Source organism: Janthinobacterium pasteuri (assembly GCF_051380775.1).
In the GTDB taxonomy this organism is placed as follows: Bacteria; Pseudomonadota; Gammaproteobacteria; order Burkholderiales; family Burkholderiaceae_D; genus Janthinobacterium.
Window position 1 is genome coordinate 46,559 of record NZ_JBNYXS010000028.1, and the last position, 25,484, is coordinate 72,042.

Genomic DNA, 25,484 nt, shown 5'->3' on the forward strand with positions numbered 1-25,484 from the left:
CCTGTAGCACTCCATGCGCGGGACTCACCGTGGCGCCGGGGTGTTCATTCCTGGAGGAATATCATGCGTATCGCCGATCTTCGCATCGCCACCCGCCTGTATGGCGGTTTCGGCACCATCGTCCTGCTGCTGGCCGCCCTGGTCACTGTCGCCACGCTGAATGTCTCGCGCCTGGCTGACGCCAATGCCATCAATACCCACACTTACCAGGTCCTCGCTGAAAACAGCGCGATCCTGGAAAGCCTGATCAACATGGAAACGGGCCAGCGCGGCTATGTGATCACGGGCGCGGAGGCGTCGCTGGAGCCGTACAAGGCGGGGCAGTCCGCGTTTGGCACGCACCTGGCCAAGGCGCGCGACATGACCAGCGATAACCCTGCCCAGCAGGAGCGCCTGGCGAAGCTCGATGTTGCCAAGCAATCCTGGCTTGCCGGAGCGCTCGATCCCGTGATCGCCATGCGGCGCGCAGTGGCGCAGGGCACGGCTGCCATCGAGCCCGTGCTGGCACTGGTGAAGGAGGGCAGGGGCAAGCGGGGCATGGATGGCATGCGGGCACTGCTGGGCGAGATCGGCCAGGCGGAAACGGCGCTGCTGGCGCGGCGCTCGGAAGCTGCGGCGGCCTTGCAGGCGCAGACGCATTGGACCTTGCTGGGTGGCGGCGCGGTGGCGCTGATCCTGGCCGCCATGATCGCCTGGTGGCTGGCGCGTAACATCAGCGCGCCGTTGCGCTCGGCGATCGACGTGGCCAGGCAGGTGGCGCAGGGCGACTTGACGGTGCAGGTGGAAGTGCGCTCGAAGGATGAGACGGGCGAGCTGATGCAGGCATTGAAAGACATGACGACCAGCTTGCTGCGCATCGTCACCGAAGTGCGCGGCGGCACCCAGGCCATCGCCACGGCCGCGCGCCAGATTGCCTCGGGCAACCTCGACCTGTCGGCGCGCACGGAACAGCAGGCCAGTTCGCTGGAAGAGACGGCCTCGTCCATGGAGGAACTGACCAGCACGGTAAAGCAGAACGCGCAGAATGCCAGCGAGGCCAACGGCCTGGCGGCGTCGGCCTCTGCCGTGGCCGGCAAAGGCGGCGCAGTGGTGGCGCAAGTGGTGGACACCATGGGGTCGATCAACGAATCGTCGCGCAAGATCGTCGACATCATCGGCGTGATCGACGGCATCGCCTTCCAGACGAATATCCTGGCCCTGAACGCGGCCGTGGAGGCGGCCCGGGCGGGCGAGCAGGGGCGCGGCTTTGCCGTCGTCGCCACCGAGGTGCGCAACCTGGCGCAACGCTCGGCCGGCGCCGCCAGGGAAATCAAGGGCTTGATCAATGATTCGGTAGCCCAGGTGGAGAGTGGCGCGCGCCTGGTCGACGAGGCGGGCCACACCATGCGCCAGATCGTCGATAGCGTGCACAAGGTCAGCAGCATTGTCGGGCAGATATCGTCCGCCAGCGATGAGCAACGGGCCGGCATCGAGCAAGTCAACCAGGCGATCAGCGAAATGGACCAGGTGACCCAGCAAAACGCTGCGCTGGTGGAAGAGGCTGCCGCAGCGGCGGAAGCCATGCAGGAGCAGGCCGGCCGGCTGGCGGACGCGGTGAGCGTGTTCAGGATCGCGCAGGTGGATGCCGCGCCGCCGGCACCGCGCCGCAAGGAAGCGAGCCCCGTTGCGCGCTTGCCCGCGCGCGCGCCCGCCATGGCGCCCCGCCCTGCACAGGCGGGCGACAGCCAGCGCCTCGCCAAAAATGATGAATGGGAAGAGTTTTAGCCAGGGCTGTCGCTGACGGCGCCTTGCTGGCCTAGTCGTCGACCTCCTCGACGGTGTAGCGCACGCCCTGTGCCTCGAGCCAGGCGCGCAGGACGGCCAAGCTGTGCCACGGGTCCGGGCGCAGGTGCTGGCAGACATACAGGCCGGTGTCCGTCAGCCTGGCCTCGGTGTCGGGCATGGCGCTGCCGGGCGGCTGCGGCGCCGGCGCCGCCAACTCTGGCAACTGCGCAATGTGTAGGCGCTGTTCCTGCGTCAGGCTGGCCGTGATTCTGAATTCAAATCCCATGTTTTCTCCTGATGTTGTGGCGCGCGCACGCGCGCCATTTTCATTATCGAAAAATTCGAATATAGCTTGGCATTCTTTCCGTTTTTGTTTTCAAAATATCTCGTCCATACTGCATAGCACTGGCTCGGCACACACAGCGTGACGCAAGGGCAGGAGCAAAAACTCCGTAGAACGACATCCGTTTTAATATTCAATTATTTTCACTAAGGAAAAACATCATGCCTATCGCTACCGCACAAGCCGCACAAAAACTGCTGACCCCGAACGATCATACCCTGATCATGATCGATCACCAGTCACAGATGGCGTTCGCCACCCGCTCCATCGATCTGGCCCTGCTGCGCAACAACGCGGCGCTGGTGGCCAAGGCGGCGTTTGAATTCAAGGTGCCGACGATCCTGACGACGGTGGCGTCCAAGTCCTTCTCCGGCCCCATCTTCGATGAAATCCAGTCCGTCTTCCCCGCACAGACGCCGATCGACCGCACCACCATGAACACCTGGGAAGATGCGCGTATCGCCGACAAGGTGAATGGCTACGGCAAAGGCAAGATCGTGTTGGCGGGCCTGTGGACGTCCGTCTGCATCGTGGGACCCGCGCTGTCGGCGCTGGAACAGGGATTCGAGGTGTATGTGATCGCCGACGCCAGTGGCGACGTGTCCGACGAAGCGCATGCGATGGCCATGCAGCGCATGCTGCAGGCGGGCGCGCAGCCGATGACGTCCGTGCAATACTTGCTGGAACTGCAGCGCGACTGGGCCCGCGGCGAGACCTACAATGCAACGGTGGCGACGGCCGTGGCGCACGGCGGCGGCTATGGACTGGGCTTGATCTACGCCAAATCCATGTTCAACGCCGGCGAAGGCCATTGATTGTTCATCGATTATCGTCCAGCACCTGATTCCGGAGAACCTGCATGAACGCAAGCACGATCTTACTCAATGGCCGTTTCCATACGGTCGACAGGACGCAGCCGCTGGCGTCCGCCGTCGCCATCGCCGATGGCAAATTTCTCGCCGTGGGCGACGCTGAAGACGTGATGCGTCATCGCGGCCCCGCCACGCAGCTGATCGACCTGAATGGTCGCACGGTGATTCCCGGCCTGAACGACTCGCATCTGCACCTGATACGGGGCGGCTTGAACTACAACCTGGAATTGCGCTGGGAAGGCGTGCCCTCGCTGGCAGACGCCTTGCGCATGCTCAAGGAGCAAGCCTTGCGCACGCCGAATCCGCAATGGGTGCGCGTGGTGGGCGGCTGGACGCAATTCCAGTTCGCGGAAAAGCGCATGCCCACTCTCGATGAAATCAACGCGGCCGCACCCGATACCCCCGTCTTTATCCTGCATTTGTATGACCGCGCCCTGTTGAACCGCGCCGCCCTGCGCGCCGTCGGCTACGACAAGAACACGCCGAACCCGCCGGGCGGCGAAATCGTGCGCGACGCTGCCGGCAATCCCACCGGCCTGCTGATCGCCCGCCCGAACGCCATGATTTTATATGCGACCCTGGCCAGAGGCCCGAAGCTGCCGCTGGAACTGCAAGTCAACTCCACGCGCCAGTTCATGCGCGAACTGAATCGCCTGGGCATCACCAGCGCCATCGATGCGGGCGGCGGCTTCCAGAATTATCCCGAGGATTACGCCGTCGTCGACGAACTGGCGCAAAAAGAGCAGCTGACCATCCGCATCGCCTACAACCTGTTCACGCAGAACAAGGGCGCAGAATTGCAGGATTTTCAGAAGTGGACCGGCATGATCAAGCCCGGCGACGGCACGGACTTTTACCGGCATAACGGCGCCGGCGAGATGCTGGTGTTTTCCGCCGCCGATTTCGAGGATTTCCTCGAACCGCGCCCGGAACTGGCGGCCGGCATGGAAGACGAGCTGGAAAAGGTCGTACGCCACCTGGTCGAGCAGCGCTGGCCCTTCCGCCTGCACGCCACCTATGACGAATCGATCAGCCGCATGCTCGACGTGTTCGAAAAGGTCAACCGCGACACGCCGTTCGGCGGCTTGCACTGGCTGTTCGACCATGCGGAAACCATCAGTCCGCGCAATATCGACAGGGTCAGGGCGCTGGGCGGCGGCCTGGCCATCCAGCACCGCATGGCTTTCCAGGGCGAGTACTTTGTCGAGCGCTACGGTGCTGAAGCGGCGAAGGCCACGCCGCCCGTGCAGCGCATGCTGGATGCGGGCGTGCCCGTGGGCGGCGGCACGGATGCCACGCGGGTCGCCAGTTACAACCCATGGACGGCGCTGTACTGGCTGGTGTCGGGACGCACCGTGGGCGGCCTGGCCCTGACGGAGGCGGCGGGCAGATTGTCGCGCGACACGGCGCTGGAGCTGTGGACGGCGGGCAGCGCCTGGTTTTCCAGCGAGCAAGGCAAGAAGGGGCGCATCCGCGAGGGCATGCTGGCCGACCTTGCCGTGCTGTCGGCCGATTATTTCGCCGTGCCGGAAGAGGCGATCAAGTCCATCGAATCCGTGCTGACCATGGTGGGCGGCAAGATTGTCTACGGCCAGGGGCCATTTTCCTCCCTGGCGCCGCCGCCAATTCCCGTGCTGCCCGAATGGTCGCCCGTGCGCACGGTGCCGGGACACTACCGGCCCGTGGCCAGGCCGGCGCAAACGGCCTTGCCGCACCAGTGCGCGGGCGCCTGCGGCGTGCATGCGCATGCCCATGACCGGGCGCGCAAGTCGGCCGTGCCGATTGCCGACTTTTCCGGTTTCTGGGGCACGCTGGGCTGCAGCTGCTTCGCATTCTAGGAGGCGATATGCGCAACCGGAAAGTGATGCTGGGCCTGCTGCTGGCCTTTGTCGTGGGGTTTTTCTGCCAGCTGGCGCACATCCCCGTGCCGGCGCCTCCCGTGCTGAGCGCTGCGCTGCTGGTGTTCCTGACCAGCTGCGGCTACTGGTTGACGGACCTGTACCTGCAGCGCTGTGCATTGAAGCGGGAGGCGCCATGAACGTGATGCTGGCCGGCTCCGTGCTTGGCGTGCTGGTGGGCGTGGCCTGCCGCTGGTTCGACCTGCCGTCGCCCACGCCACCCACGCCGATCGGTGCGGCGATGGTGGTGGCCATGACCCTGGGTTTTGTCGTGGCGGGGCATGTCAGCCCCTGAATGCAAAAAAACCGGCCAGGGCCGGTTTTTTCGTGGGAGCTGCTTGTGTTACATCAAGCAAATGGCGTCAGCAAGGTGATCATCTGGCCAAAGATCTTCGGGCTGGCGGCGATGACGTCGCCCTTGTACAGGTAGTCCGATTCGCCGGAAAATTCACCGACGATGCCGCCCGATTCCGTGATCATCAGGGCGCCGGCGGCGATATCCCAGGGCTTCAAGCCTTTTTCATAGAAGCCGTCCAGGCGGCCGCAAGCGACGTAGGCCAGGTCCAGCGCGGCCGAGCCGGCGCGGCGCACGCCCTGGCTGCGTTCACCCATGATCGCGTACATCTTCAGGTATTCGTCCAGCGCGCGGGCGCTGCCGGCCACATAGCCGGTGCCCAGCAGGGCGTTCGAGATGCGGTCCAGCTTGGTGACGCGGATGCGTTTTTCGTTCAGGTAGGCGCCGGCGCCCTTGGTGGCCGTGAACAGGTCGTTGCGTACAGGATCGTAGATGACGGCTTGCGTGACGACGCCGCGATGCGCGAGGGCGATCGAGATGCAGTATTGCGGGAAGCCGTGGATAAAGTTGGTGGTGCCATCGATCGGGTCGATGATCCACTGATATTCATTCTCGTCGTGCGAGTTGGCGGAAGCTCCCGATTCCTCAGCCAGGAACGCGTGGTCCGGGTAGGCTTTGGACAGCACCTCGATGATGGCTTGTTCGGCCGCCTGGTCGACGTCGGTGACGAAATCGTTATGTTGTTTTTCCGTGACGACGACGCGGTCGAGGTCAAAAGAGGCGCGATTGATGACGGCGGCGCCGCGGCGGGCGGCTTTGATCGCCGTGTTGAGCATTGGGTGCATGTGAGCTTCCGTTAAAAGCACGCGACCGCCCAGCGTCGCCTTTCGGCGCCGGTACGATAGAGTGCAAGAATGAATTAAAGAGCGGAGCGGTGCCGAAGTGGTTAAAATCCCGGCCTGGAGTCAGCGTTTTGTGACTCCGTTTCCCGAAATTTCTTGTATCGATACCGCGCAATAGCGCTATTTTAAATGAATCTGCCCGAAATCAACACGTCTCTTTTCAAACGCCTGCGATTTATTCTTGTCGAAACTAGTCGTCCTGGCAACATTGGCGGCGTCGCGCGCGCCATGAAAACGATGGGTTTTTCCGATCTGGTGCTGGTCAATCCCCGTTTTCCCGATGCCTTGACGGATGCGGAAGCGGTGGCCTTCGCCAGTGGCGCGCAGGATATTTTGTCCGGCGCGCGCATCGTCGGCTCGATTGCCGAAGCGCTCGAAGGCTGCAATTACGCGGCGGCCGTCTCGGCCAGATTGCGCGAATTTTCGCCGCCCGTCACCGCCCCGCGCGCCATCGCCAGCCAGCTGGCCGCCAGCGAAGACTTGCACGCCGCCGTCATCTTCGGCAACGAGCGCTTCGGCTTGCCCAACGAGATCGTCGAGCAATGCAATGTGCTGATCAATATTCCCGCCAATCCTGCGTATTCCTCGCTGAACCTGTCGCAGGCGGCGCAGGTCGTCGCCTATGAATGTCGCGTGGCGGCCCTGGGCGATGGACAGCTCGCCAGTCCCGTCGGTTTCCACGGCGACGCGGCCAGCCTGGCGCAGGTCGACGGCATGTACGATCACTTGCAGCAGGCGCTGGTGGCCATCGATTTCCTCGATGCCGACAATCCGAAAAAGCTCATGCCGCGCTTAAAGCGCCTGTTTTCGCGCACGGGACTGGAGACGGAAGAAGTCAATATCCTGCGCGGCATCGCGCGCCATATCCTGGCGATGGCGAAAAAAGGCCCATGATCGAGACCCGGCTGCTGCGCCAGTTCATCGCCGTCGCCGAAGAACTCAATTTCCGGCGCGCGGCCGAACGGCTGCACATGGCGCAGCCGCCGTTGTCGCAGGCGATTCTGCGCCTGGAAGAGGCGCTCGGCTATCCCGTATTCGAACGCAGCAACCGCAAGGTCAGCCTGACGCCGGCGGGGAGCACTTTTCTCGCCACGGCGCGCCAGGTGCTGGCCAGCCTGGAAGAGGGCGTGGCTGCCACGCGCCGCGTGGCGCAGGGCATCGAGGGGCACTTGCGCCTCAGTTTCATCCACATCACGCCGTATGCCTACGTTTTGCAAGCCTTGCGCGCCTTCCGCGCCGCCTCGCCGGCCGTGCAATTTACCTTGCGCGAAGCGTCGACGCAGCAGCAGGTCGAGTGGCTGGAGCAGGGCGAGGTGGATATCGCCCTGCTGCGCGCGCCGGGGCGCAGCACGCCAGGCTTGCGCTTCGAGCGCCTGTCGGGCGAAGACATCCTGGTGGCGCTGCCGTCCGGCCACCGCTGTGCGGGACAGGCGCAGGTGGACCTGGCGGCGCTGGCCAGCGACGATTTCGTCGCTTCGCCGCGTGCGCTGGGCCAGGGTTTTCATGACCAGCTGGCCAGCCTGTGCCTGCACGCGGGCTTCGTGCCGCAGGTGGTGCAGCAGGCGCGCCGATTGCAAACGGTGCTGGGCCTGGTGGCGGCCGGTTTCGGCGTGGCCCTGCTGCCGGCCGGTCTGGCCGTGTCCATGCCCGCCGGTGTCGTCATGCTCCCGCTGCAAAGTGGTGCGCCCGAGGCCTTGCGCCAGCTCGACCTGTACATGGCGTGGGACCCGCAGCGCCATTCTCCCGTGCGCGAGCGGCTGCTGGCGCAGCTGCGATTGTCTGCCACTCAGTGTGACGTTAGATTGAGACGTTAAGCGTCTCGTTTCAAGATAAATAAGATATTTTACAGATGACGGCCCAGGGGCCAGCATGGCGTTTTTGCCTGTCCTGGAACCGTCATGTCCCTTGTTGCCTCCTCCGCTTCTGCCCGCGCCGCCACCGCACTGCCGCCAGCCATTTATCTGCTTTCCCTGTGCAGCTTTGCCTTCGGCCTGTCCGAATTCATCGCCGCCGGCCTGTTGTCCCCCATGGCGCGCGACTTGCAGGCCAGCGTGGCCGCCGCCGGTGGCGCCATCGCCGCGTATGCGCTGGGGGCGGCCATCGGCGCGCCTGTGCTGACGGCCATGCTGGCACGCCGGCCTACGCGCCAGGTCCTTGTGGCGACGATGGCCGTGCTGGCGCTGGGCAGCGTGGCCATGGCGCAAGCGCCGGCACTGGGCGCGCTGCTGGGCGTGCGCTTTGCCGTCGGCCTCGCGCATGGCGTGTTCATGGCGGTGGCCTCGCACGCGGCCACCAGCCTGGTTGACCCTTCCCGCGCGGGCAGGGCGCTGTCCATCGTCTGGCTGGGCCTGACCCTGGCGCTGGCCGGCGGCGTGCCGCTGGGGACCTGGATGGGCGCCGTCTCGTCATGGCGCTGGGTATTCGTCGCCATCGGCGTGCTGGCCCTGTGCGGCGGCGCAGGCTTGCGCTTCGCCATGCCTGCCGCGCGCCAGGAGGCGGTTGCCGCATCGCCGCTGGCCAGCCTGCGCGCCATCGTGCAGCCGCCCCTGCTGCTGGCGGCCGGCGTGGCGGCGCTGGTCAGCGTGGCCACTTTCAGTTTTTTTACGTATATCTCGCCCTTCCTGCTGCAGCTGGGCGGGCTTGATGCGGGCTGGCTGGGCGCCGCCATGCTGTGCTTTGGCGCGTGCGCCATCGGCGGCAACCTGCTGGGCGGCTGGTGCGCGGATCGTCCTTCCGCATTCAGATCCACCATGCTGGCTTTGACCGCGCTGGCGTGCAACCTCCTGGGGTTTTATGTGCTGCGCGCCCAGCCACTGGCCATGCTGGCCCTGTGCGGCACTTTGGGCTTGCTGTTCTTTGCCCTCGTGACCCTGTCGACCATGCGTTTGCTACGCCTGGCGCAGCAGCATTGCCCGGGCAGCGACGCGGTGGCGGCGGGGCTCAATATCGCCGCCTTCAATGCGGGGACGGCCGCCGGCGGTGCGCTGGGCGGTGTGCTGATCGTCGCCATCGGCTTGCCCAGTATCGCCATCGGCGGCGCGCTGGCGGCGCTGCTGGCCATGCTGCTGTTATGGCTTGCGTCGAAAAAGTAGATGCGACGCTCTAGGTTTTGCGTGCGGACAGCCACTGCCTTTGGCGTACACTGGCCTGTAAAAGGCCGTACAAAACAAGGGGAGACATGGTGGTGGAGACATGCTGATGCGACGCAGATCGTTTCTGAAACTGGGCTTGCTGGGCGCCTGTGCGCTGGCCGCCGGCGGCGCCGCGTACCGCGTGCTGCGGGGACCGGCGGCGCCTGGCCGCTTCGCGCTCGATGGCGAGGCGCGCGCGGCGCTGGCGGCCATCGTACCGGCCATGCTGGGCAGCGCGCTGCCGCCGCCGCAAGCGGCTGCGCGGGCCGCAGCACTCGATGGCGCCATCGCCGGCGTGGACACGGCCATCCGTGGCTTGCCGCTGGCGGCGCAGCAGGAGGTGCAGGATTTGTTTGGTCTGCTGGCGCTGGCACCCGCGCGGCGCTTTGTCGCCGGCGTGCATGGCGGCTGGCCCGGGGCCGACCCGGCCCAGGTGGCCGCCTTCCTGCAGTCGTGGCGTACGCACCGCCTGGCCACCCTGCAGACGGCCTATCTGGCCCTGCACGATCTGATCCTCGGCGCCTGGTATGCCGATGCCGCCCACTGGGCCGCCATCGGCTATCCGGGACCGCTGCCCGAACTGAGCGCATAAGGCATCCATGAGCACATCCCCCATACCCGACCCCATCGCCATCGGCCTTGCAGCCGGCTGGAACGTCACCGACGCCAGCGCCCTGGCCGCCGACCGTACCCTGGAGGCCGATGTCGTCGTCATCGGCAGCGGTGCCGGTGGCGGCGTGACGGCGGAAATCCTCGCGCTGGCCGGCCTCAAAGTGCTGCTTGTCGAAGAGGGCGGCCTGAAGTCCTCGCAAGACTTCAAGATGCGCGAAGCGGACGCTTATCCCGCGTTGTACCAGGAATCGGCCGCGCGCAAGACGCGCGACAAGGCCATTAACATCCTGCAGGGGCGCACGGTAGGCGGTTCGACCACCGTCAACTGGACCTCAAGCTTCCGCACGCCGCCCGGCACCCTGGAATACTGGCGCAAGCATTTTGGTTTGTCCGGCTACTCGGTGGACGCCATGGCACCGTGGTTCGCCATGATGGAAAAACGCCTGCACGTGAGCGACTGGGCCGCGCCGCCCAATGAAAACAACGATCTGCTGCGCCGTGGCGCCACGGCGCTGGGCATCCCCACGGCCGCCATCCGGCGCAATGTGAACGGCTGCTGGAACCTCGGTTACTGCGGCATGGGTTGCCCGACGAATGCCAAGCAGTCGATGCTGGTGACGACGATCCCCGCGGCGCTGGCGCTGGGTGCGGGCCTGCTCGTGCATGCGCGCGCCGAGCGTTTCACCTTCAAGGGCGAGCGCATCGACAGCCTGCAAGTGACGGCGCTGGACGCGGCCGGGCAGGTACCCACGGGCGTGCGCCTCACGCTGCGCGCCAAACATTTTGTGCTGGCCGGCGGCGCCATCAACTCGCCAGCGCTGCTGCTGCGCTCGCAGGCGCCCGACCCGCACGGCTTGCTGGGGCGGCGTACTTTCCTGCATCCGACGGTGATTTCGGCGGGCCTGTTCAAGCAGCGCGTCGACGCCTATGCGGGCGCGCCGCAAACGATTTATTCCGACCATTTCCTGCACGTGGCGCCGATCGATGGGCCTATCGGCTACAAGCTCGAAGCGCCGCCTTTGCACCCGCTGCTGATGGCCACCACCATGGGCGGCTTCGGCGATGAGCATGCGCGTACCATGCGCGAATTCCCCCATGCGCACGGCTTGCTGGCGCTGCTGCGCGACGGCTTTCACCACGATTCGGCGGGCGGCAGCGTGTCAATCGACAGCTTCGGCGCGCCCGTGCTCGACTATCCGCTCACGCCATTTATCTGGGATGGCGTACGGCGCGCGCTGCTGTCGATGGCGGAAATCCAGTTCGCCGCCGGCGCGAAAAGCGTGTATCCCGTGCACGAGCTGGCCAGCCACTATACGAGCTGGGCGCAGGCGAAGCAGGCCATCAACGGCTTGCCACTCAAAGCGCTGCTGGCGCGCGTGGTGTCGGCCCACGTGATGGGCGGCTGCGCCATGTCGGACGATGCGCGCCTGGGCGTGACGGGGGCCGATGGCCGCTACCACGGCGTGCGCAACCTGTCGGTGCACGACGGTTCGCTGTTCCCCACCTCGATCGGTGCCAATCCGCAACTGACGATCTATGCGCTGGCCGCGCGCCTGGCCAGCGGCCTGGCGCAGGCGTTGACGGGCAAGCCGGCACCCGTGCCCATGCCTGTCGCCGCCCCAGCCTCTGCATGATCGCGCGCATCCTCAAGTGGCTGATGCTGCTGCAGGTGCTGGCCGTGCTGGGGTTTGCCTGCCTGGCCATGCAGGCGTGGGGCGTCGCTTCGCCCGCCATGGCCGTGCTGCTGGCGGTCGCCATGCTGCTGGCCATGCGCGCGCTGATCGTGGCGCGCAATTTCTGGCAGAGCCGGCGCGCCAGCAGCCCCGTGCCAGTGCAATATCAGTTGGATGCGCTGGGCGTCGCGCGCCTGTTCCTGGGCGAATTGCGCGCTACCTTGTGGACCTCGTCGTGGGGCATGCTGCGTCCGCGCCTGCATGCGGCCGACACCATCACAGGCCAGTGTCTGCCAGTGCTGCTGGTGCACGGCTATGTGTGCAACCGCGGCTACTGGACCCAGCTGAGCCGTCAATTGGCGCGAGCCGGCATCGCGCATGATGCCGTCGACCTGGAGCCGATAGTCGCCGATATTGAGGGTTTCGTGCCGCAAGTCGAGCAAGCCATTACCCGGCTGTGCGCCCGCACGGGCAGCGGGCAAGTCATTCTGGTGGCCCACAGCATGGGCGGCCTGGTGGCGCGCGCCTGGCTGCGTCATTACGGCGCAGCCCGCGTGGCGCGCATCATCACCATTGGCACGCCACACCACGGCACGGAATTGGCGAGCCTGGCGGCGGGGGCCAATGCCCGCCAGATGAGCCGTATCGGTGGCGCACCCAGCGGCTGGCTGGCGCAGCTGGCCGCCAGCGAGACGCCGGAAACGCGCGCCTTGATCACGTCGATGTATTCGCATCACGATAATATCGTCGCGCCACAGTCGTCCGCGCAGCTGCCCGGCGCGCGCAATCTCGCCTTTGGCGGCATCGGCCATGTGGCGCTGGCCAGCGATGCGCGCGTGCTGCGTCAACTGCTGGAAGAAATTACTATCAAGAAAGAAGTCGCCCAGCCCCCCTCCGCCACCCATTTCGCCTGAGTCCTGTTGTGTTTTGTTCGCGTGGCAAGACTGTCTCTTTTGACTCTGCTGTTGCCTGTATTTCACGGCGCAAGGGACAGATAATGCTGTTTTCCACTGGCGTCCTGTATTAAGCTAGCATCACGAAGGTGACGGTCAGCAATGATTGCCGAGGCCGCATGCGCAGCGCCACGCGCATCCGCATGCGATATATTTGCAGGGATGCATGGCAGTATGTTGTAGGATTAGCATGTTGGCGCGCAAGCGGAAAGATGGGTGCAGGCAGAAAATGAGACTATGCAGTTTTCATGGGGGGTGCTAATTGTCCGCACGTATCCTGATTATCGAAGATAACGCCACCAATATGGAATTGATGGTGTACCTGTTGCGTGCCTTCGGGTACACGCCGCTGGCCGCCTATGACGGCGAAGAGGGCGTGCGCATGGCGCGCAGCGAATTGCCGGACCTGATCATCTGCGACGTGCATTTGCCCAAGCTCGATGGCTATGGCGTGGTGGCCGAGCTGAAGAAAGACCCGCTGCTGCGCAAGATCCCGGCCCTGGCCGTGACGGCGCTGGCCATGGTGGGCGACCGCGAACGCCTGCTCGAAGCGGGTTTCAATGGCTATATCGGCAAGCCGATCGAGCCGGACCTGTTCGTGGCGGAGCTGGAATCTTTTTTACCCGGGGCGCCGTCGACGCCAGTTAAAAACGACATAGCTACCATCTTGATCGTTGACGATCATGTGCTGAACCGCGAGTTCCTGACCGCGTTGCTGGGCTACGGCGGCCACCGCCTGCTGGAGGCGGCCAATGGTGCCGACGCGCTGGAAGTGCTGCGTACCGAGCGGCCGGACCTGATCATCTCCGACATCCTCATGCCGAACATGGACGGCTACGAATTCGTCACGCGCGTGCATGCCGATCCCGCGCTGACCGACGTGCCCATTATTTTTTATACGGCCACCTACCGCGAGCAGGAAGCGATCTTGCTGGCGCAGGCGTGCGGCGTGCGCTGGGTGTTGCCCAAGCCGTCCGACCCGGAGATCATCGTGCGCACGGTCAACGAGGCGCTGGGACTGATGCCAGCGGCTTCCCAGGTGCCCGCCGTGCCGGGCGCGGGTGGTGCTGCGGCCCCTTCCGCCACTGGCCAGCTGGCCGGCATCGAGCACCAGGTCAGCGGCTACCTCGACGAAGTCGAGTCCAGCAGCCAGCAGATTTCGCAGCTGGCCAGTCAGCGCGAAGGCCATGCCGCCATGCCAGAAGACCTGGGCATCATGACGGAGCGGCTGTCGCGTTCTCTGTCGAGCCTGCAGGCGGTGAGCCTGCGCCTGACGGCCCTGATCGAGCTGGGCATCGAGCTCGGTGCGGAACGCGATCCGCGCGCCTTGATCGAGGCGGGCTGCAAGGTGGCGCAGAATATCTGCGTCTCCAAGTACGCCTGCATCGGCGTGCTGGAGGAGGGCGCCGAAAAGCTCAGTTATTTTTCCTCCTGCGGCGCAGAGAAAAACATCGAACGCATCGCCGGCGCGCCGCGCACGGGCATCCTGAACCGCTTGCTGGAACAGCGCCAGCCCTACCGTGTCAATGGCCTGAAAGGTGACCCCGGCGCACTGGGCCTGCCCGACACCCATCCGCCCGTGCACTCCTTCCTGGGCGTCGCCATCGCCTCGCGCGAGCGCAGTCACGGCTGGCTGTACCTGGTCGACAAGCTGGGGGCAAATGAGTTTTCCGAAGTCGACGAGCGGGTGGCTGCCACGGTGGCGGCGCAGATCGCCGTCGCCTACGACAACCTGCTGCTGTACGACGAGATCAAGCGCCACCACGAGCAGCTGACCCTGGACATGGCGGCGCGTATCCGCCTCGATGAAGACTTGCGCCGCTTCCGTCTGGCGATGGATGCCACGGCCGACGCGATTTTCCTCGTCGACCGCGCCGGCAGGTGTTTCGTCGACGTGAACCAGACTGCCTGTCGCATGCTGGGCTTTGAACGCGAGGATTTCCTGCGCGTGGGGCCGGGGCGCGCGAACGAGGGCGAGACCCAGCTGGAAGAGTTGTACAACAAGCTGCTGGCGGGCGATCAGGGCGGCCCGATGACGGAATTGCAGCTGCAGCGCAAGGATGGTTCGCCACTGTCGGTGGAAGTGCAGCGGCGCACCCTGCGCTCGGGGGAGAGCTGGATTCTGGTGGCCGTGGCGCGCGACATCACCGAGCGCAAGGATGCCGAGCAGCGCCTGATGAAGCTGGCCCATTTCGATACCTTGACGGGCTTGCCGAACCGCAGCCAGTTTTACGCCTCGCTGACCCATTCGCTGTCCCAGGCGGCCGAACACCAGTGGGCCGTGGCCGTGCTGTTCATGGACATCGACCGCTTCAAGAATATCAACGATACCCTGGGCCACACTCTCGGCGACGACTTGCTGCGCCAGTTTTCCAGCCGCCTGGTCGATTGCCTGCGTGTGCGCGATACCATTGGCCGCTTTGGCGGCGATGAATTTGCCACCATCCTGGTGCTGCCCGAAGGCGCCCAGCATGCCGTGGGTGTGGTCGACAAGATCCGCGAAGCGATGCGCAAGCCTTTCGACTTGCAGGGACACGAGGTGACGGTGACGGTCAGCATCGGCATTTCCGTGTTCCCAGAAGACGGCGTCGATGCGGACACCCTGATTCAATATGCCGACACGGCCATGTACCGCGCCAAGGAGGCCGGGCGCGATGCCTTCCGCTTCTTCACGGCGGAAATGAATGCGCAATCGATGGCGCGGCTGGACATGGAAAATGCCCTGCGGCGTGCCATCGACAACGAGGAATTCGTGCTGTTCTTCCAGCCCAAGGTGAATATCATCTCGGGACGCATCAGCGGCGCCGAGGTGCTGATACGCTGGCGCCGCCCCGGCCACGGCATGGTTTCGCCGGCCCTGTTCATCCCCCTGCTGGAAGAAACAGGGCTGATCGTGCGCGTCGGTAACTGGGTGCTTGACGAGGCCTGCAAGAAGATCAGCGAGTGGGGCGCCAGCAGCATCGGCCCCGTGCACCTGTCCGTGAATGTGTCGGGCATCCAGTTTTTCGTCGGCGGCCTGGAAGAAGAGGTGCTCAAGGCGATCAGCAAGTACGATATCGCGCCCGACCTGCTGGAGCTGGAGCTGACGGAAAGCTCGCTGATGTCGAACGCCGAGGAAACCATCGCCGTGCTGCGCAACCTGAAGGCGCTGGGCATCCAGATTTCCATCGACGATTTTGGTACCGGCTATTCCAGCCTTGCCTATCTGAAGCGCTTCCCCATCGACAAGCTGAAGATCGACATCGCCTTCGTGCGCGAAGTGACCAGCAATCCGGACGACGCGGCCATCGTGCTGGCCATTATCAGCATGGCGCATAGCATGACGCTGGAAGTGATCGCCGAAGGCGTGGAAAGCGATGCGCAACTGGCCTACCTGCGGCGCCACGGTTGCGACGAGATGCAGGGCTATTATTTCAGCCGCCCCGTGCCGCAGGAAGAATTCGAGCAGATGCTGATGGGCGGCAAGCTGCTGCAGGCACCGCAGGATGCCGATGGCGAAGAGCCGCAGACCTTGCTGATCGTCGACGACGATGTCTTCATGCTCGACGTGCTCAGTGACTTCCTGGCGCAGGACGGCTACCGCATCCTCACGGCGCAGACGGCCGCCGAAGGTTTCGATATCCTGGCGCGCCACAAGGTGCAGGTGATCCTGTGCGACCAGTGCATGCCGCTCATGAGCGGCACCGAATTCATGGAGCGTGTCAAGCACCTGTGCCCCGACACCTTCCGCATCATGTTGTCCGCCTTTGCCGACCTGACCCCCATCATGGCGGCCATCAACCGGGGCGCCATTGACCGTTTCTATACCAAGCCGTGGAAAGGCGCCGTGCTGCGCGAGAACATCCGCGAAGGCTTCCGCCTGCACAAGCTGCTGCATGGCCCGGTGAAAGCGGCTGCCTAGGCGTTTGCCACTGCGTGCGCTGACGCACGTTTAGAAGCAGCTTTCTATCGAATTAGATACCCGTCTCTAGTTTTGCTCTCTAGAATAAAAAGCATCCATGAAGTGGCATGGCCTTTCATACGACGGGAGCGGGCGATGGTGAGGAAATTGAAGGAGTTGACGCAAGACAAGGAATTGGCGAGTGCCGCGCGCTCGTCCGCGCAGCAGATCTGGCAAGCGGGCCTCGGTGCCTTCGCCAAGGCGCAGGAAGAGGGCGGGCGCGTGTTTTCCAAGCTGGTGAAGGAAGGCACGCAATTCCAGAAGCGCGCCGAAGACAAGGTGGCCGATGTCAGCGACAGCGTCGGCAAACTGGCCGATGGCGTGGGCAAGCAGGCCAGCGGTTCCTGGGACAAGCTCGAACAAGTATTTGAAGAGCGCGTCGCGCGCGCCCTGGCCACTATCGGCGTGCCGATGCAAAACGATATCGCCGCGCTGCATGCCAAGATCGATGCCTTGAGCGCGCAGGTGGCAGCGCTGTCGGGCAAAGCAGCACCGGCAGCCAAACCGAAGGCCGTGGCCAAGCCTGCCGTGAAGGCGGCGCCGAAAGCCGCGCTGAAAGCAGCACCGAAGGCGGCCGTCGCCAAGGTCCCCGCCAAGCCGGCAGCCAAGGCCGCGCCGAGCGCCGCAGCCAAGCCAGTGAGCAAAGCGGTGAGCAAACCCGCCGCGAGAGCTGCAGCGAAGAAAAAAACACCGCCGGCCTGAGTCGGCGCGGCATTCCTCCAGCCTGCTCGCGCAGGCTTTTTTTGGCCTGCGTTTTTCGCCGGCGCCGTGGGGCGGAGTGTTTCATTACGGCTATCTTAGGTGGTATGCTTGTGGCAGAACACAGAGAGATTGCCCGCCATGCCACAAAAAGCACCACGCCGTACCCGCGAACGCATCCTGGAGTTGTCGCTGCGCCTGTTCAATGAGTTTGGTGAGCCGAATATCACGACGACCGTGATTGCGGAAGAGATGAATATTTCGCCGGGAAACCTGTATTACCACTTCCGTAACAAGGATGACATCGTCAATTCGATCTTCGTCCAGTTCGAGGCGGAAATCGAACGCATCCTGACCGTGCCTGACGGGCGCCGTTCGAATATCGAGGATGTCTGGCTGTACCTGCACCTGATGTTCGAACTGATCTGGCGCTACCGCTTTTTCTATCGTGACCTCAATGATTTGCTGTCGCGCAACCGCAAGCTGGAACTGCACTTCAAGCTGATCCTGGCGCACAAGATCAAGGTGGCCACGCAACTGTGCGAAGATTTGCGCAGCGAACAGTCTTTGGACGCGTCGGACATGGAAGTCGCTGCGATGGCGACGAATATGGTGGTTGTCGCCACCTATTGGCTGTCGTATGAATATGTGCGCAACCCGCGCAAGTACAGCGAGCAGCAATCGATGTCCGATGCGCTGGCGCGCGGCTGCTACCAGGTGCTGTCCCTGATCGGGCCGTATTTGCGCAATGAAACGCATTTGCTGTTTCGCAAACTGTCGGAAGAGTATGTGACCAAACTCAAGAACGACTGACACGGCCGCTGGCGGCAAGGCGGCAGGTCGTCATTTACAGGAGATATGTATGGCTTGGAAACAATTTCCCTATCCGGACGCAGCCTATGTCTACACACCGCAGACCCTGGAGGCGGCTTGGGCGCGCCTGCATGCGGGCGATGTGGAACCGTTTCCCACGCACGCGGCGCTGGTGCAGGCCTGGCTGGCCTTCCATGCGGGCGACTTCGAACGCGCCGTGAAGCTGGGCCTGGCCGTTGGCGTGCCCGGCTATGCGGTGGCGCACAAGGCGACCTGCCTCTACGCCACGCACCTGGAAGTGAACGACAGCCAGAAACTCGATATGTACGAAGAAGTGGCGGAGCGCTGCGAGCGTCAGCAGATCGAGCAGCCAGACAACCCGGCAGGCTACTACTGGCATGCCTACAGCCTGGGCCGCTACGCGCTGGGCACGTCCGTTGTCAAGGCCCTGGCGCAGGGCATGGGGGCGCGCGTGCGCAACAGCCTGGACCGCACGATGACGGTGGCGCCCATGCATGCGGAAGCGCATATTGCGTTTGGGATTTATCATACGGAAATTATCGACAAGGTCGGTGCCATGATCGGCAGCCTGACCTACGGCGCCAACAAGGAAGATGGCTATCAGCACTTCAAGACGGCACTCGCCCTGATGCCGTATTCGGCGCTGGCGCACAGCGAATATGCGCGCGCCTTGAACATGCTTGACGGAAAGAAAAAGCTGGCGGAAGCGCTGGCCCTGTATGAAAAGGCGGCCGAGTGCGTGGCACTGGACGCCAAGGAACGCCTCGAGGTCGAGGCGGCGATCGATGAATTGAAAGAATAAGGACGACTGTGATCAAGGCTTTATGTGTGTATTGTGGCGCCAATGCGGGCGTCTCACCGGACTATGCCGTGGCGGCGCGCGAACTGGCGCGCGTGCTGGTGGCAGAAAATATTTCACTGGTGTATGGCGGCGGCAAGGTGGGCCTGATGGGCGTGATCGCCGATGAAGTGCTGCGCCTGGGCGGCGAGGTGACGGGCGTGATTCCTACCCAGCTGGTTGAGCGCGAAGTAGGCCACACGGGCTTGACGCGCCAGTTCATCGTGAAGGACATGCATGAGCGCAAGGCGATGATGGCCAGCCTGTCCGATGCCTTCATCGCCATGCCCGGCGGCTATGGCACCCTGGAAGAGCTGTTCGAGATGCTCACGTGGGCCCAGCTGGGCCTGCACGCCAAGCCCATCGGCTTGCTCAATGTCGACCGTTTCTATGATGGCTTGCTGGGATTCGTGCAAAACGGCAGGGAGCAGGGCTTCATCCGCCCGCAGCATGCGGCTTTCCTGAATGCCGATGCCGATCCTGCCGCGCTGGTGCAGCGCCTGAAGGAGTGCGCACCCTAGCGTCGTCGATGCCATGCGATACAGCCATGCCCTGAAAAGTGCATGGCTTTTTTTATTTCTGCACGGGAAAATTGATCGGGATCAATTAACTAATTAATAAAAATACAGTCATAGTATTGCCTCCGAGGCATGTTTTTTTGAAAATGAAGATGCTTTTTATGTATTAATGTGCTCTACTGGCATGGTTCAAAAATTAGGAATTTCGGACACCGACGAGCGATGTAGAGACTCCCAAAAAAAGGTGCCGATCTGTTTCAAGTTGCCACAACCACGCTACTTCATCATCTCGAAAGGATGCTATTTTGAAAACAATGAATCTCTTGCGCGCGACTGCTGTCGCTGCCCTTTTCGCCGCTGGCGGCGCCCAGGCGCAGACGACCACGATCGGCTTCGATGCGCTGGAACATCCGGGCATCTTCGGTTCCGTTTTCCCCTCCTACTCGGAAGGCGGCTACAATTTTGACAGCAGCTTCCTGGGCCTGTTGAGTTCGGCACATCAAAGCAGCTTCGCCTACGCGGGCTCGGCCGGCCTGGGTGCGACAGCCCTGTCGACGACGACCTTGTCGCGCGCCGACGGCGGGGCTTTCTCGCTCAGCTCGATCAGCCTGGCTGACTTCGTGAGCTTGCCCGGTTCCTACGACGTGACCTTTGTCGGCCATCAGGTGGGCGGCGGCACGGTGAGCCAGACGTTTACCCTCGGGGGCGGCCATACCTTCGCCGATTACACATTCTCGGGTTTCAACAATCTGCTGTCGGCATCGTGGAAAGAAGGCGCCCTGCACACGTTCCAGGTCGATAATATCGCCGCCAGCGTGAGCGCTGTGCCGGAACCGGCCACGTACGGCATGCTGCTGGGTGGACTGGGTGTTCTGGCGTTCCTGCGCCGCCGCAAGAACGCCGCCTGAGCCTGAATTGGCGCCGACCCTGCCGGCGCACAGGAAAAAAGCCGCCTTTTACCAGGCGGCTTTTTCACGCTGGTCGGCACCGGCCGTCACGACCACAGGCGCTGGCCCGACAGGTCGAGCTGCGTCAGGTACAGGCGCACGTCGAATTCGTACTGGTGGTACTGCGGTTCCATATACGCGCACAGCTTGTAGAACGCCTTGTCATGTTGCTTTTCTTTCACATGCGCCAGTTCGTGTACGGCGATCATGCGCAGGAATTCCAGCGGTACTTCCTTGAACATGGTGGCCACGCGGATTTCATGCTTGGCCTTGAGCTTGCCGCCTTGCACGCGCGAGATCGAGGTATGCAAGCCCAACGCATGCTGGATCGCATGGATCTTGCTGTCGAACGCTACCTTGTTGATGGGCTCGGCATTGCGCAGGAATGTATTCTTCAAGTCTTGCACATACTGGTACAGCGCCTTGTCGTTGCGCACATCATGCGCATTCGGGTAGCGTTTCAACAGGACTTCACCCAGCTTGTCCTGCGCGATCAATTGTTGTACTTGCGCTTGCGTTTGTTCGGAATAGGCGCTCAGGTATTTCAGGGATGGCTGCATGCGGAGAAGGGCGGGGCGGGGCGCGGAGGTGTCAGTAAGGCGAGAATGTACCATACCGCCGCGCCCCGCGCTGCGCCGGCTCTTGCACGGGGCCGCCTGCGCCGCCCCGTGCCGCCGTCAAGCGGTGCGCGCAGGTCAGCCCTGGCCCTTGTCGTCCTCGTCCTTGCTGCCTTGCCGGCTCGCCTTGGCTTGCTGCTCGGCGCTGCCGCTGCGTGCCGCGCTACTGCTACCGCTGCGGCTTTCATAGGCGCGCTGGGCCGATTGTCGGCTCTCCCCGCCTTTCCTGCCGATTTCCGCCATGTGTACACGGTTGCGGCTGACGGCTTCACCGCCTTTCTGCCCGGCCCGGCGTGCTTCTTCCGAGTCGAATTCATGCGCCGTGCCCTTTTGATGGGCTGCCTGACCGCCCTTGCTGGCAATTTCGCGTTGTTGCTCCTCGTTCATGGCGGCAAAGCCGCGTTTGCTCGTGCCTTTGCTGCTGCCCGGTTCGCCCGCTTTCTGGCTGCTGCCAGCGCCTTTGCCCTGCTCATTACTGTTAGCCATGTCGCTCTCCTTGCTGTCGGGTGGGGTCTAGTGTTCAATTCAACTGCTCAATGCGCCTGATCGGATTGCCTGCCGCTCTCGCGGCTGCGGCCCGCACCATCGTGGCGGCCCGTGGCGTGCATTTTTTCGAGCATTTCACGCTGGTGCTGCGTGGCTTTTTCCGTTTCTTCGGCCGTCTTGCGCACCACTTCATCGGCGAAGGCCACGGCCGTACGGCTGGCTTCGGGCAGGTGGTTCTCTGCCGTGCGGTTCATCTCGACATTGGCGTTGGCGACGAGATTGCCGAGTTGCTGCTGGTACTGGCGCAGCTTGTTGCTGCCCGGCTGCAACTGAGCAGCGGCCTGCGACATGAACTCGCCCGTGTCGCGCGCGCACAGCAGTTGCTGGCTGGCGCTGCTCCATTCCTGCAGCAGGTCTTGCGCCAGCCGCAGATGCAGCTCGCTCAGTTGCTGCGCCGTATCGAACAGCTTGCGCGATAGTTCTGTGGCGAAATTGCTCTGGGCCTCCAGGTGGGATTTCAGGGCGGGGCTGAGACTTTGGGGGGTACTGTTGGTGAACATGTTCTACCTCAATGAAAATCTGGTCCGAGAAACACCCGGTGCACCGGATGCGGCGTGTGCTGAAACAAGCAAAGAGATAGACGCCGGATGGCGTGCCAGGTTCCACGCCGGATGCCGGTTTGGTGCGAGAATGGCGCCTGGCAGGCAGAAAATCGCGATGACTTTGTGCCAGATCAAATGAACGTGAATCGGCTTGCCACCGCTGGCAGCCATGCTGCTTGTGTGGAAAATGCTGGTTTACAGGCCCGGCCGTGCGACAATAGTCGGCTCGCGGCAGCGCAGCCGATGGCCGGCGCGCGTGGCTGAGCCGAGCATAGCCCACCTTTTTTGCCTTATTCCGCGACCATGACGCATCCCGAATACATCCTGACCCTGTCCTGCCTGGACCAGCGCGGCATCGTGCACCGCGTGTCTGGCTTCCTGGCCGAACACGGCTGCAACATCCTCGATTCCGCCCAGTTCGGTGACCAGGAATCCCAGCTGTTCTTCATGCGCGTGCATTTTGCGCTGGAAGACGGCGCCGTCAGCGACGCCCAGTTGCGCAGCGACTTCGCCGACCTGTCGCAAGCCATGCAGCTGAATGGCCAATTGCACGATGCGCGCGTCAAGCCGCGCGTGATGCTGATGGTGTCGAAGATCGGCCATTGCCTGAACGATTTGCTGTTCCGCTACAAGAGCGGCTTGCTGAACGTGGAAATTCCCGCCATCGTGTCGAACCACATGGAGTTCTACCAGCTGGCGGCCAGCTACAATATTCCCTTCCACCACCTGCCGCTGGCGGCCGGTGCGCCGGAAGCGGCCAAGCTGGCGCAGGAAGCGAAGATCATCGAGCTGATGGACACGCACAAGATCGACCTGGTGGTGCTGGCGCGCTACATGCAAATCCTGTCGCCCGGCCTGTGCCAGGCGCTCGACGGGCGCGCCATCAATATCCATCATTCCTTCCTGCCCAGCTTCAAGGGTGCCAAGCCGTATGCGCAGGCGCACCACCGCGGCGTCAAGCTGATCGGCGCGACGGCCCATTTCGTCACGGGCGACCTGGATGAAGGCCCGATCATCGAGCAGGATGTCGAGCGCGTCGACCATGCGATGGATGCCGACACCCTGACGGCCATCGGCCGCGACGTCGAGTGCGTGGTGCTGGCGCGCGCCGTGAAATGGTTCGTCGAGCACCGCATCCTGAAAAATGGCGACAAGACGGTCGTTTTCCGCTGATACCGACTTCACTATTCACTTTACCGAGACAGAAATACGATGGCCCTTAAAGCAACAATTTTCAAAGCCGATCTGCAGATCGCCGACATGGACCGTAATTATTACCAGGATCACGCGCTGACCCTGGCGCGCCATCCGTCCGAAACGGACGAGCGCATGATGGTGCGCCTGCTGGCGTTCGCCATCCACGCCGACGAGGCGCTCACTTTCACCAAGGGTTTGTTCGATACGGAAGAGCCCGACCTGTGGCAGAAAGACTTGACGGGCGCCATTCAGCTGTGGATTGAAGTGGGCCAGCCCGATGAAAAACGCATCCTGAAGGCGTGCGGGCGTTCGGAACAGGTCATCGTCTACAGCTATGGCGCAACCAGCCACATCTGGTGGAAGCAGATCGCGAACAAACTGGAACGGGCGAAGAACCTGACCGTGATCAACCTGCCTTCCGAGGCGGCGCAAGACATGAGCAAGCTGGCGCAGCGCAACATGCAGTTGCAATGCACGATCCAGGATGGCCAGATCTGGCTGACCGACAGCGTCAACACGGTCTTGATCGACCGCGAACCGGTGAAGCCGGCGCGCTGATGTTGACCGTTTGAAACGCAAAAAGCCCGGAGCGATCCGGGCTTTTGTCATTGCAGGCGTTTAATTGGGTGCGCTGCCCAGGCGCTTGATGCTGCTCGAACGCTGCATGCTGCGGCTGATGCGCGGATCGCCGTAGTAGCTCACCTCGCCCGAGCCGCCGATGCTGATGGTCAAGTCGTCCTTGGCCCACACTTGCGCTTCGCCCGAGCCGCCGATGCTCACCTGCACCTCGCGCGCGGCCAGGCGGCCTGCCTGGATATTGCCCGAGCCGCCGATCGATGCCGTCAGTTGCTCCGTCTTGCCGCTGGCCTTGAAGTTGCCGCTGCCGCCGATGGCCACGGCCACCTGGCGGCTGTCGAGATCGCGCGCGTGGATGGAACCGGAGCCGCCCACGTCGAAGCGCAGGTTTTCGGCGCGCAAGCCCGTTGCCGTGATGTTGCCCGAGCCGCCCACGCTGATGCGCTCCACCTGGCGCGCCTGGATGACGATGGTCAGGCTGCTCTGGCGGAAATTCGCGTTGCGCTTGGCGGGGCGGATGCGCAGGGTGCCGTTTTCCACGGCCGTCTCGATCATCGGCAGGATATTGTCATCGGCCTCGATGGTGACGCTGTCCGTGTTGCCAATGCGCAATTCCACCGTACCCGGCACATTCAGCGCCACGGCATGGAAACTGCCCACTTCGCGCGTCTGCTTTTGCAGCTTGCCACTGCCCTGGATGCTGTTGCCGGAAATCCAGTCCAATGGCGACGCCAGCGCCGACGCGGCCGGCATGGCCAGCGCGCAGGCGGCCAGCAGCAGGGCGGTGGCGGCGCGGGCATGGCGCGGGTGGAAAAGTGGCTGTGTCATTCTTGCTCCCTGTTTTGAATTGGACTGCATGCATGGTATGCCAGCCGGCCACGCCTGCGTACCGCGCTGCGACAGACGGCAATGCTGGCGGGACAGAATGCAGGAGGCTGCGACAGGATGGCATGAGGTATCATGCGGGTATTGGACATACGACGACCGGCACGCGCCGGCCACACTACTGGAATTACATGCTGATCATCACCATCAAACAGGGCAAGGAAAAGAGCTTGCTGGGCCAATCGTGGATTTACGCGTCTGCGATTGAAAAAGTCGAAGGCAAGCCGCAAGAAAAAATGAAGCCTGGCTCGACGGCCATCGTGCAAAGCTCGGCGAAGCAGTTCATCGCCCGCGCCGCCTACAATTCGAAGTCGCAGATCCGCGCGCGCATCTGGAGCTTCAAGGAAGACGAACCGGTCGACCACGCGCTGATCAAGCGCAGGGTCAAGGCCGCCATCGAGAAAAAGCTGCCAGCCATCAAGAAGGCGGGCGAGAACCAGCTGCTGACCCTGATCAAGGGCGAAGACGAGGGCTTGCCGGGCCTGGTGGTGCAGCTGTTTGGCGGCGTGCAAGGCTATCTGATCTGCGAATTCAACGCCGGTGGCGTCGATGCGTGGAAAGTGGCCATCGTGCAATCGCTGATGGCGTCCACGGGTTGCGTGAACGTGTACGAGCGCTGCGACGACTTGATGCGCAAGGGCGAAGGTTTGCCCCTGATCGACGGCGCCCTGGCCGGCGAAGAGCCGCCCGATGAAGTCATGCTGACGGACAACGGCGTGCGCTATGCGCTCGATTTGAAGACGGGGCATAAAAGCAAGTTTCGTTGAGAACGGCCTCCTGACATGAAAAAAAGGCTATGTCACCGTAAGGTGTGGGAACTCTCCCATGGTTGCCTTCAACAATGTTTCTGGGGAGCGGATGCGTCCGGCGTCGAGTATCCAGCGCCACCCCAGATAATTCGG

The 25,484-nt window shown here is 63.3% G+C and carries 26 protein-coding genes and 1 pseudogene; 20 read left to right on the top strand and 7 right to left on the bottom strand.

Going from position 1 to position 25,484, the window contains the following annotated elements; genetic code table 11:
• Positions 1 to 63: 63 nt before the first annotated feature.
• Positions 64 to 1,764: a methyl-accepting chemotaxis protein gene (locus ACQ4WN_RS22625; RefSeq protein ID WP_436553553.1), complete on the top strand. Its 1,701-nt coding sequence runs from the start codon at positions 64 to 66 to the stop codon at positions 1,762 to 1,764.
• A 31-nt stretch (positions 1,765 to 1,795) separates the two neighbouring features.
• Here the strand turns inward: ACQ4WN_RS22625 and ACQ4WN_RS22630 are convergent, their stop codons facing one another.
• Positions 1,796 to 2,050, bottom strand: coding sequence for a hypothetical protein (locus ACQ4WN_RS22630; RefSeq protein ID WP_436553554.1), 255 nt, complete (start codon positions 2,048 to 2,050; stop codon positions 1,796 to 1,798).
• Between the two features lie 218 nt (positions 2,051 to 2,268).
• Between ACQ4WN_RS22630 and ACQ4WN_RS22635 the strand changes: the two genes are divergently transcribed.
• The 4 genes from ACQ4WN_RS22635 to ACQ4WN_RS22650 are packed head-to-tail and all read left to right on the top strand — an operon-like array spanning position 2,269 to position 5,172.
• Positions 2,269 to 2,922 (top strand): hydrolase, encoded by a 654-nt coding sequence (locus tag ACQ4WN_RS22635; RefSeq protein ID WP_436553555.1) that lies wholly within the window; start codon positions 2,269 to 2,271, stop codon positions 2,920 to 2,922.
• Between the two features lie 44 nt (positions 2,923 to 2,966).
• The gene (locus tag ACQ4WN_RS22640) at positions 2,967 to 4,817 is read left to right on the top strand and encodes an amidohydrolase (protein WP_436553556.1); all 1,851 of its coding nucleotides are present in this window, start codon (positions 2,967 to 2,969) and stop codon (positions 4,815 to 4,817) included.
• 8 nt (positions 4,818 to 4,825) lie between these two features.
• Positions 4,826 to 5,017, top strand: coding sequence for a DUF1427 family protein (locus ACQ4WN_RS22645; protein ID WP_436553557.1), 192 nt, complete (start codon positions 4,826 to 4,828; stop codon positions 5,015 to 5,017).
• Positions 5,014 to 5,172, top strand: coding sequence for a DUF1427 family protein (locus tag ACQ4WN_RS22650; protein WP_436553558.1), 159 nt, complete (start codon positions 5,014 to 5,016; stop codon positions 5,170 to 5,172). Before ACQ4WN_RS22645 ends, ACQ4WN_RS22650 begins: the two co-directional genes overlap by 4 nt.
• A 53-nt stretch (positions 5,173 to 5,225) precedes the next feature.
• On the opposite strand, the gene ACQ4WN_RS22655 is transcribed toward ACQ4WN_RS22650, so the two are convergent.
• Positions 5,226 to 6,008 carry an inositol monophosphatase family protein gene (locus tag ACQ4WN_RS22655; protein ID WP_035826389.1) on the bottom strand — a complete coding sequence of 261 codons (783 nt, stop codon included), beginning with the start codon at positions 6,006 to 6,008 and terminating at the stop codon, positions 5,226 to 5,228.
• A 195-nt stretch (positions 6,009 to 6,203) separates the two neighbouring features.
• Here ACQ4WN_RS22655 and ACQ4WN_RS22660 point away from each other — a divergent pair, with 195 nt between their 5' ends.
• The 12 genes from ACQ4WN_RS22660 to ACQ4WN_RS22715 all read left to right on the top strand — a co-directional run bounded on the left by ACQ4WN_RS22660 (position 6,204) and on the right by ACQ4WN_RS22715 (position 20,180).
• Positions 6,204 to 6,968 (top strand): RNA methyltransferase, encoded by a 765-nt coding sequence (locus tag ACQ4WN_RS22660; protein ID WP_436523528.1) that lies wholly within the window; start codon positions 6,204 to 6,206, stop codon positions 6,966 to 6,968.
• Positions 6,965 to 7,888 (top strand): LysR substrate-binding domain-containing protein, encoded by a 924-nt coding sequence (locus ACQ4WN_RS22665; RefSeq protein ID WP_436553559.1) that lies wholly within the window; start codon positions 6,965 to 6,967, stop codon positions 7,886 to 7,888. Before ACQ4WN_RS22660 ends, ACQ4WN_RS22665 begins: the two co-directional genes overlap by 4 nt.
• Before the next feature lie 84 nt (positions 7,889 to 7,972).
• Positions 7,973 to 9,166 carry an MFS transporter gene (locus ACQ4WN_RS22670; RefSeq protein WP_436553560.1) on the top strand — a complete coding sequence of 398 codons (1,194 nt, stop codon included), beginning with the start codon at positions 7,973 to 7,975 and terminating at the stop codon, positions 9,164 to 9,166.
• Between the two features lie 100 nt (positions 9,167 to 9,266).
• The gene (locus ACQ4WN_RS22675; protein WP_436553561.1) at positions 9,267 to 9,797 is read left to right on the top strand and encodes a hypothetical protein; all 531 of its coding nucleotides are present in this window, start codon (positions 9,267 to 9,269) and stop codon (positions 9,795 to 9,797) included.
• 7 nt (positions 9,798 to 9,804) lie between these two features.
• Complete coding sequence (locus ACQ4WN_RS22680) at positions 9,805 to 11,451, top strand: GMC family oxidoreductase N-terminal domain-containing protein (protein WP_436553562.1); 1,647 nt, start codon at positions 9,805 to 9,807, stop codon at positions 11,449 to 11,451.
• Positions 11,448 to 12,404 carry an esterase/lipase family protein gene (locus tag ACQ4WN_RS22685; protein ID WP_436553563.1) on the top strand — a complete coding sequence of 319 codons (957 nt, stop codon included), beginning with the start codon at positions 11,448 to 11,450 and terminating at the stop codon, positions 12,402 to 12,404. Before ACQ4WN_RS22680 ends, ACQ4WN_RS22685 begins: the two co-directional genes overlap by 4 nt.
• A gap of 301 nt (positions 12,405 to 12,705) precedes the next feature.
• On the top strand, positions 12,706 to 16,344 hold the full coding sequence (locus ACQ4WN_RS22690) for an EAL domain-containing protein (RefSeq protein ID WP_436553564.1): 3,639 nt from the start codon (positions 12,706 to 12,708) through the stop codon (positions 16,342 to 16,344).
• Positions 16,345 to 16,479: 135 nt separating this feature from the next.
• The gene (locus ACQ4WN_RS22695; RefSeq protein WP_436553565.1) at positions 16,480 to 17,085 is read left to right on the top strand and encodes a phasin family protein; all 606 of its coding nucleotides are present in this window, start codon (positions 16,480 to 16,482) and stop codon (positions 17,083 to 17,085) included.
• A gap of 138 nt (positions 17,086 to 17,223) precedes the next feature.
• Positions 17,224 to 17,895 (top strand): TetR/AcrR family transcriptional regulator, encoded by a 672-nt coding sequence (locus ACQ4WN_RS22700; protein WP_436553566.1) that lies wholly within the window; start codon positions 17,224 to 17,226, stop codon positions 17,893 to 17,895.
• A 49-nt stretch (positions 17,896 to 17,944) separates the two neighbouring features.
• Positions 17,945 to 18,718 (top strand): tetratricopeptide repeat protein, encoded by a 774-nt coding sequence (locus ACQ4WN_RS22705; RefSeq protein ID WP_436553567.1) that lies wholly within the window; start codon positions 17,945 to 17,947, stop codon positions 18,716 to 18,718.
• An 11-nt stretch (positions 18,719 to 18,729) separates the two neighbouring features.
• Complete coding sequence (locus ACQ4WN_RS22710; protein WP_436553576.1) at positions 18,730 to 19,275, top strand: LOG family protein; 546 nt, start codon at positions 18,730 to 18,732, stop codon at positions 19,273 to 19,275.
• Between the two features lie 311 nt (positions 19,276 to 19,586).
• On the top strand, positions 19,587 to 20,180 hold the full coding sequence (locus ACQ4WN_RS22715) for a PEP-CTERM sorting domain-containing protein (RefSeq protein WP_436553568.1): 594 nt from the start codon (positions 19,587 to 19,589) through the stop codon (positions 20,178 to 20,180).
• A gap of 86 nt (positions 20,181 to 20,266) precedes the next feature.
• On the opposite strand, the gene ACQ4WN_RS22720 is transcribed toward ACQ4WN_RS22715, so the two are convergent.
• From ACQ4WN_RS22720 to ACQ4WN_RS22730, 3 genes are all read right to left on the bottom strand, one after another.
• On the bottom strand, positions 20,267 to 20,779 hold the full coding sequence (locus ACQ4WN_RS22720) for a YgjP-like metallopeptidase domain-containing protein (RefSeq protein ID WP_436553569.1): 513 nt from the start codon (positions 20,777 to 20,779) through the stop codon (positions 20,267 to 20,269).
• A 135-nt stretch (positions 20,780 to 20,914) separates the two neighbouring features.
• Positions 20,915 to 21,322 carry a KGG domain-containing protein gene (locus ACQ4WN_RS22725; protein ID WP_436553570.1) on the bottom strand — a complete coding sequence of 136 codons (408 nt, stop codon included), beginning with the start codon at positions 21,320 to 21,322 and terminating at the stop codon, positions 20,915 to 20,917.
• 47 nt (positions 21,323 to 21,369) lie between these two features.
• The gene (locus ACQ4WN_RS22730) at positions 21,370 to 21,882 is read right to left on the bottom strand and encodes a phasin family protein (RefSeq protein WP_436553571.1); all 513 of its coding nucleotides are present in this window, start codon (positions 21,880 to 21,882) and stop codon (positions 21,370 to 21,372) included.
• A gap of 345 nt (positions 21,883 to 22,227) precedes the next feature.
• On the opposite strand from ACQ4WN_RS22730, the gene purU reads away from it, so the two are divergent.
• Together purU and ACQ4WN_RS22740 are read left to right on the top strand one after the other, a co-directional pair.
• Positions 22,228 to 23,097: a formyltetrahydrofolate deformylase gene (gene purU / locus ACQ4WN_RS22735; RefSeq protein ID WP_436553572.1), complete on the top strand. Its 870-nt coding sequence runs from the start codon at positions 22,228 to 22,230 to the stop codon at positions 23,095 to 23,097.
• A 39-nt stretch (positions 23,098 to 23,136) separates the two neighbouring features.
• Positions 23,137 to 23,679: a YaeQ family protein gene (locus ACQ4WN_RS22740; RefSeq protein ID WP_034758748.1), complete on the top strand. Its 543-nt coding sequence runs from the start codon at positions 23,137 to 23,139 to the stop codon at positions 23,677 to 23,679.
• Positions 23,680 to 23,739: 60 nt separating this feature from the next.
• On the opposite strand, the gene ACQ4WN_RS22745 is transcribed toward ACQ4WN_RS22740, so the two are convergent.
• A complete protein-coding gene (locus tag ACQ4WN_RS22745; RefSeq protein WP_436553573.1) occupies positions 23,740 to 24,525 on the bottom strand; it encodes a head GIN domain-containing protein in 786 nt (261 codons plus the stop codon).
• Between the two features lie 188 nt (positions 24,526 to 24,713).
• Between ACQ4WN_RS22745 and ACQ4WN_RS22750 the strand changes: the two genes are divergently transcribed.
• The gene (locus tag ACQ4WN_RS22750; RefSeq protein WP_046682538.1) at positions 24,714 to 25,349 is read left to right on the top strand and encodes a class I SAM-dependent rRNA methyltransferase; all 636 of its coding nucleotides are present in this window, start codon (positions 24,714 to 24,716) and stop codon (positions 25,347 to 25,349) included.
• A 27-nt stretch (positions 25,350 to 25,376) separates the two neighbouring features.
• Here the strand turns inward: ACQ4WN_RS22750 and ACQ4WN_RS22755 are convergent.
• Positions 25,377 to 25,484, bottom strand: a pseudogene (locus ACQ4WN_RS22755) (IS1595 family transposase); the annotation flags it as partial.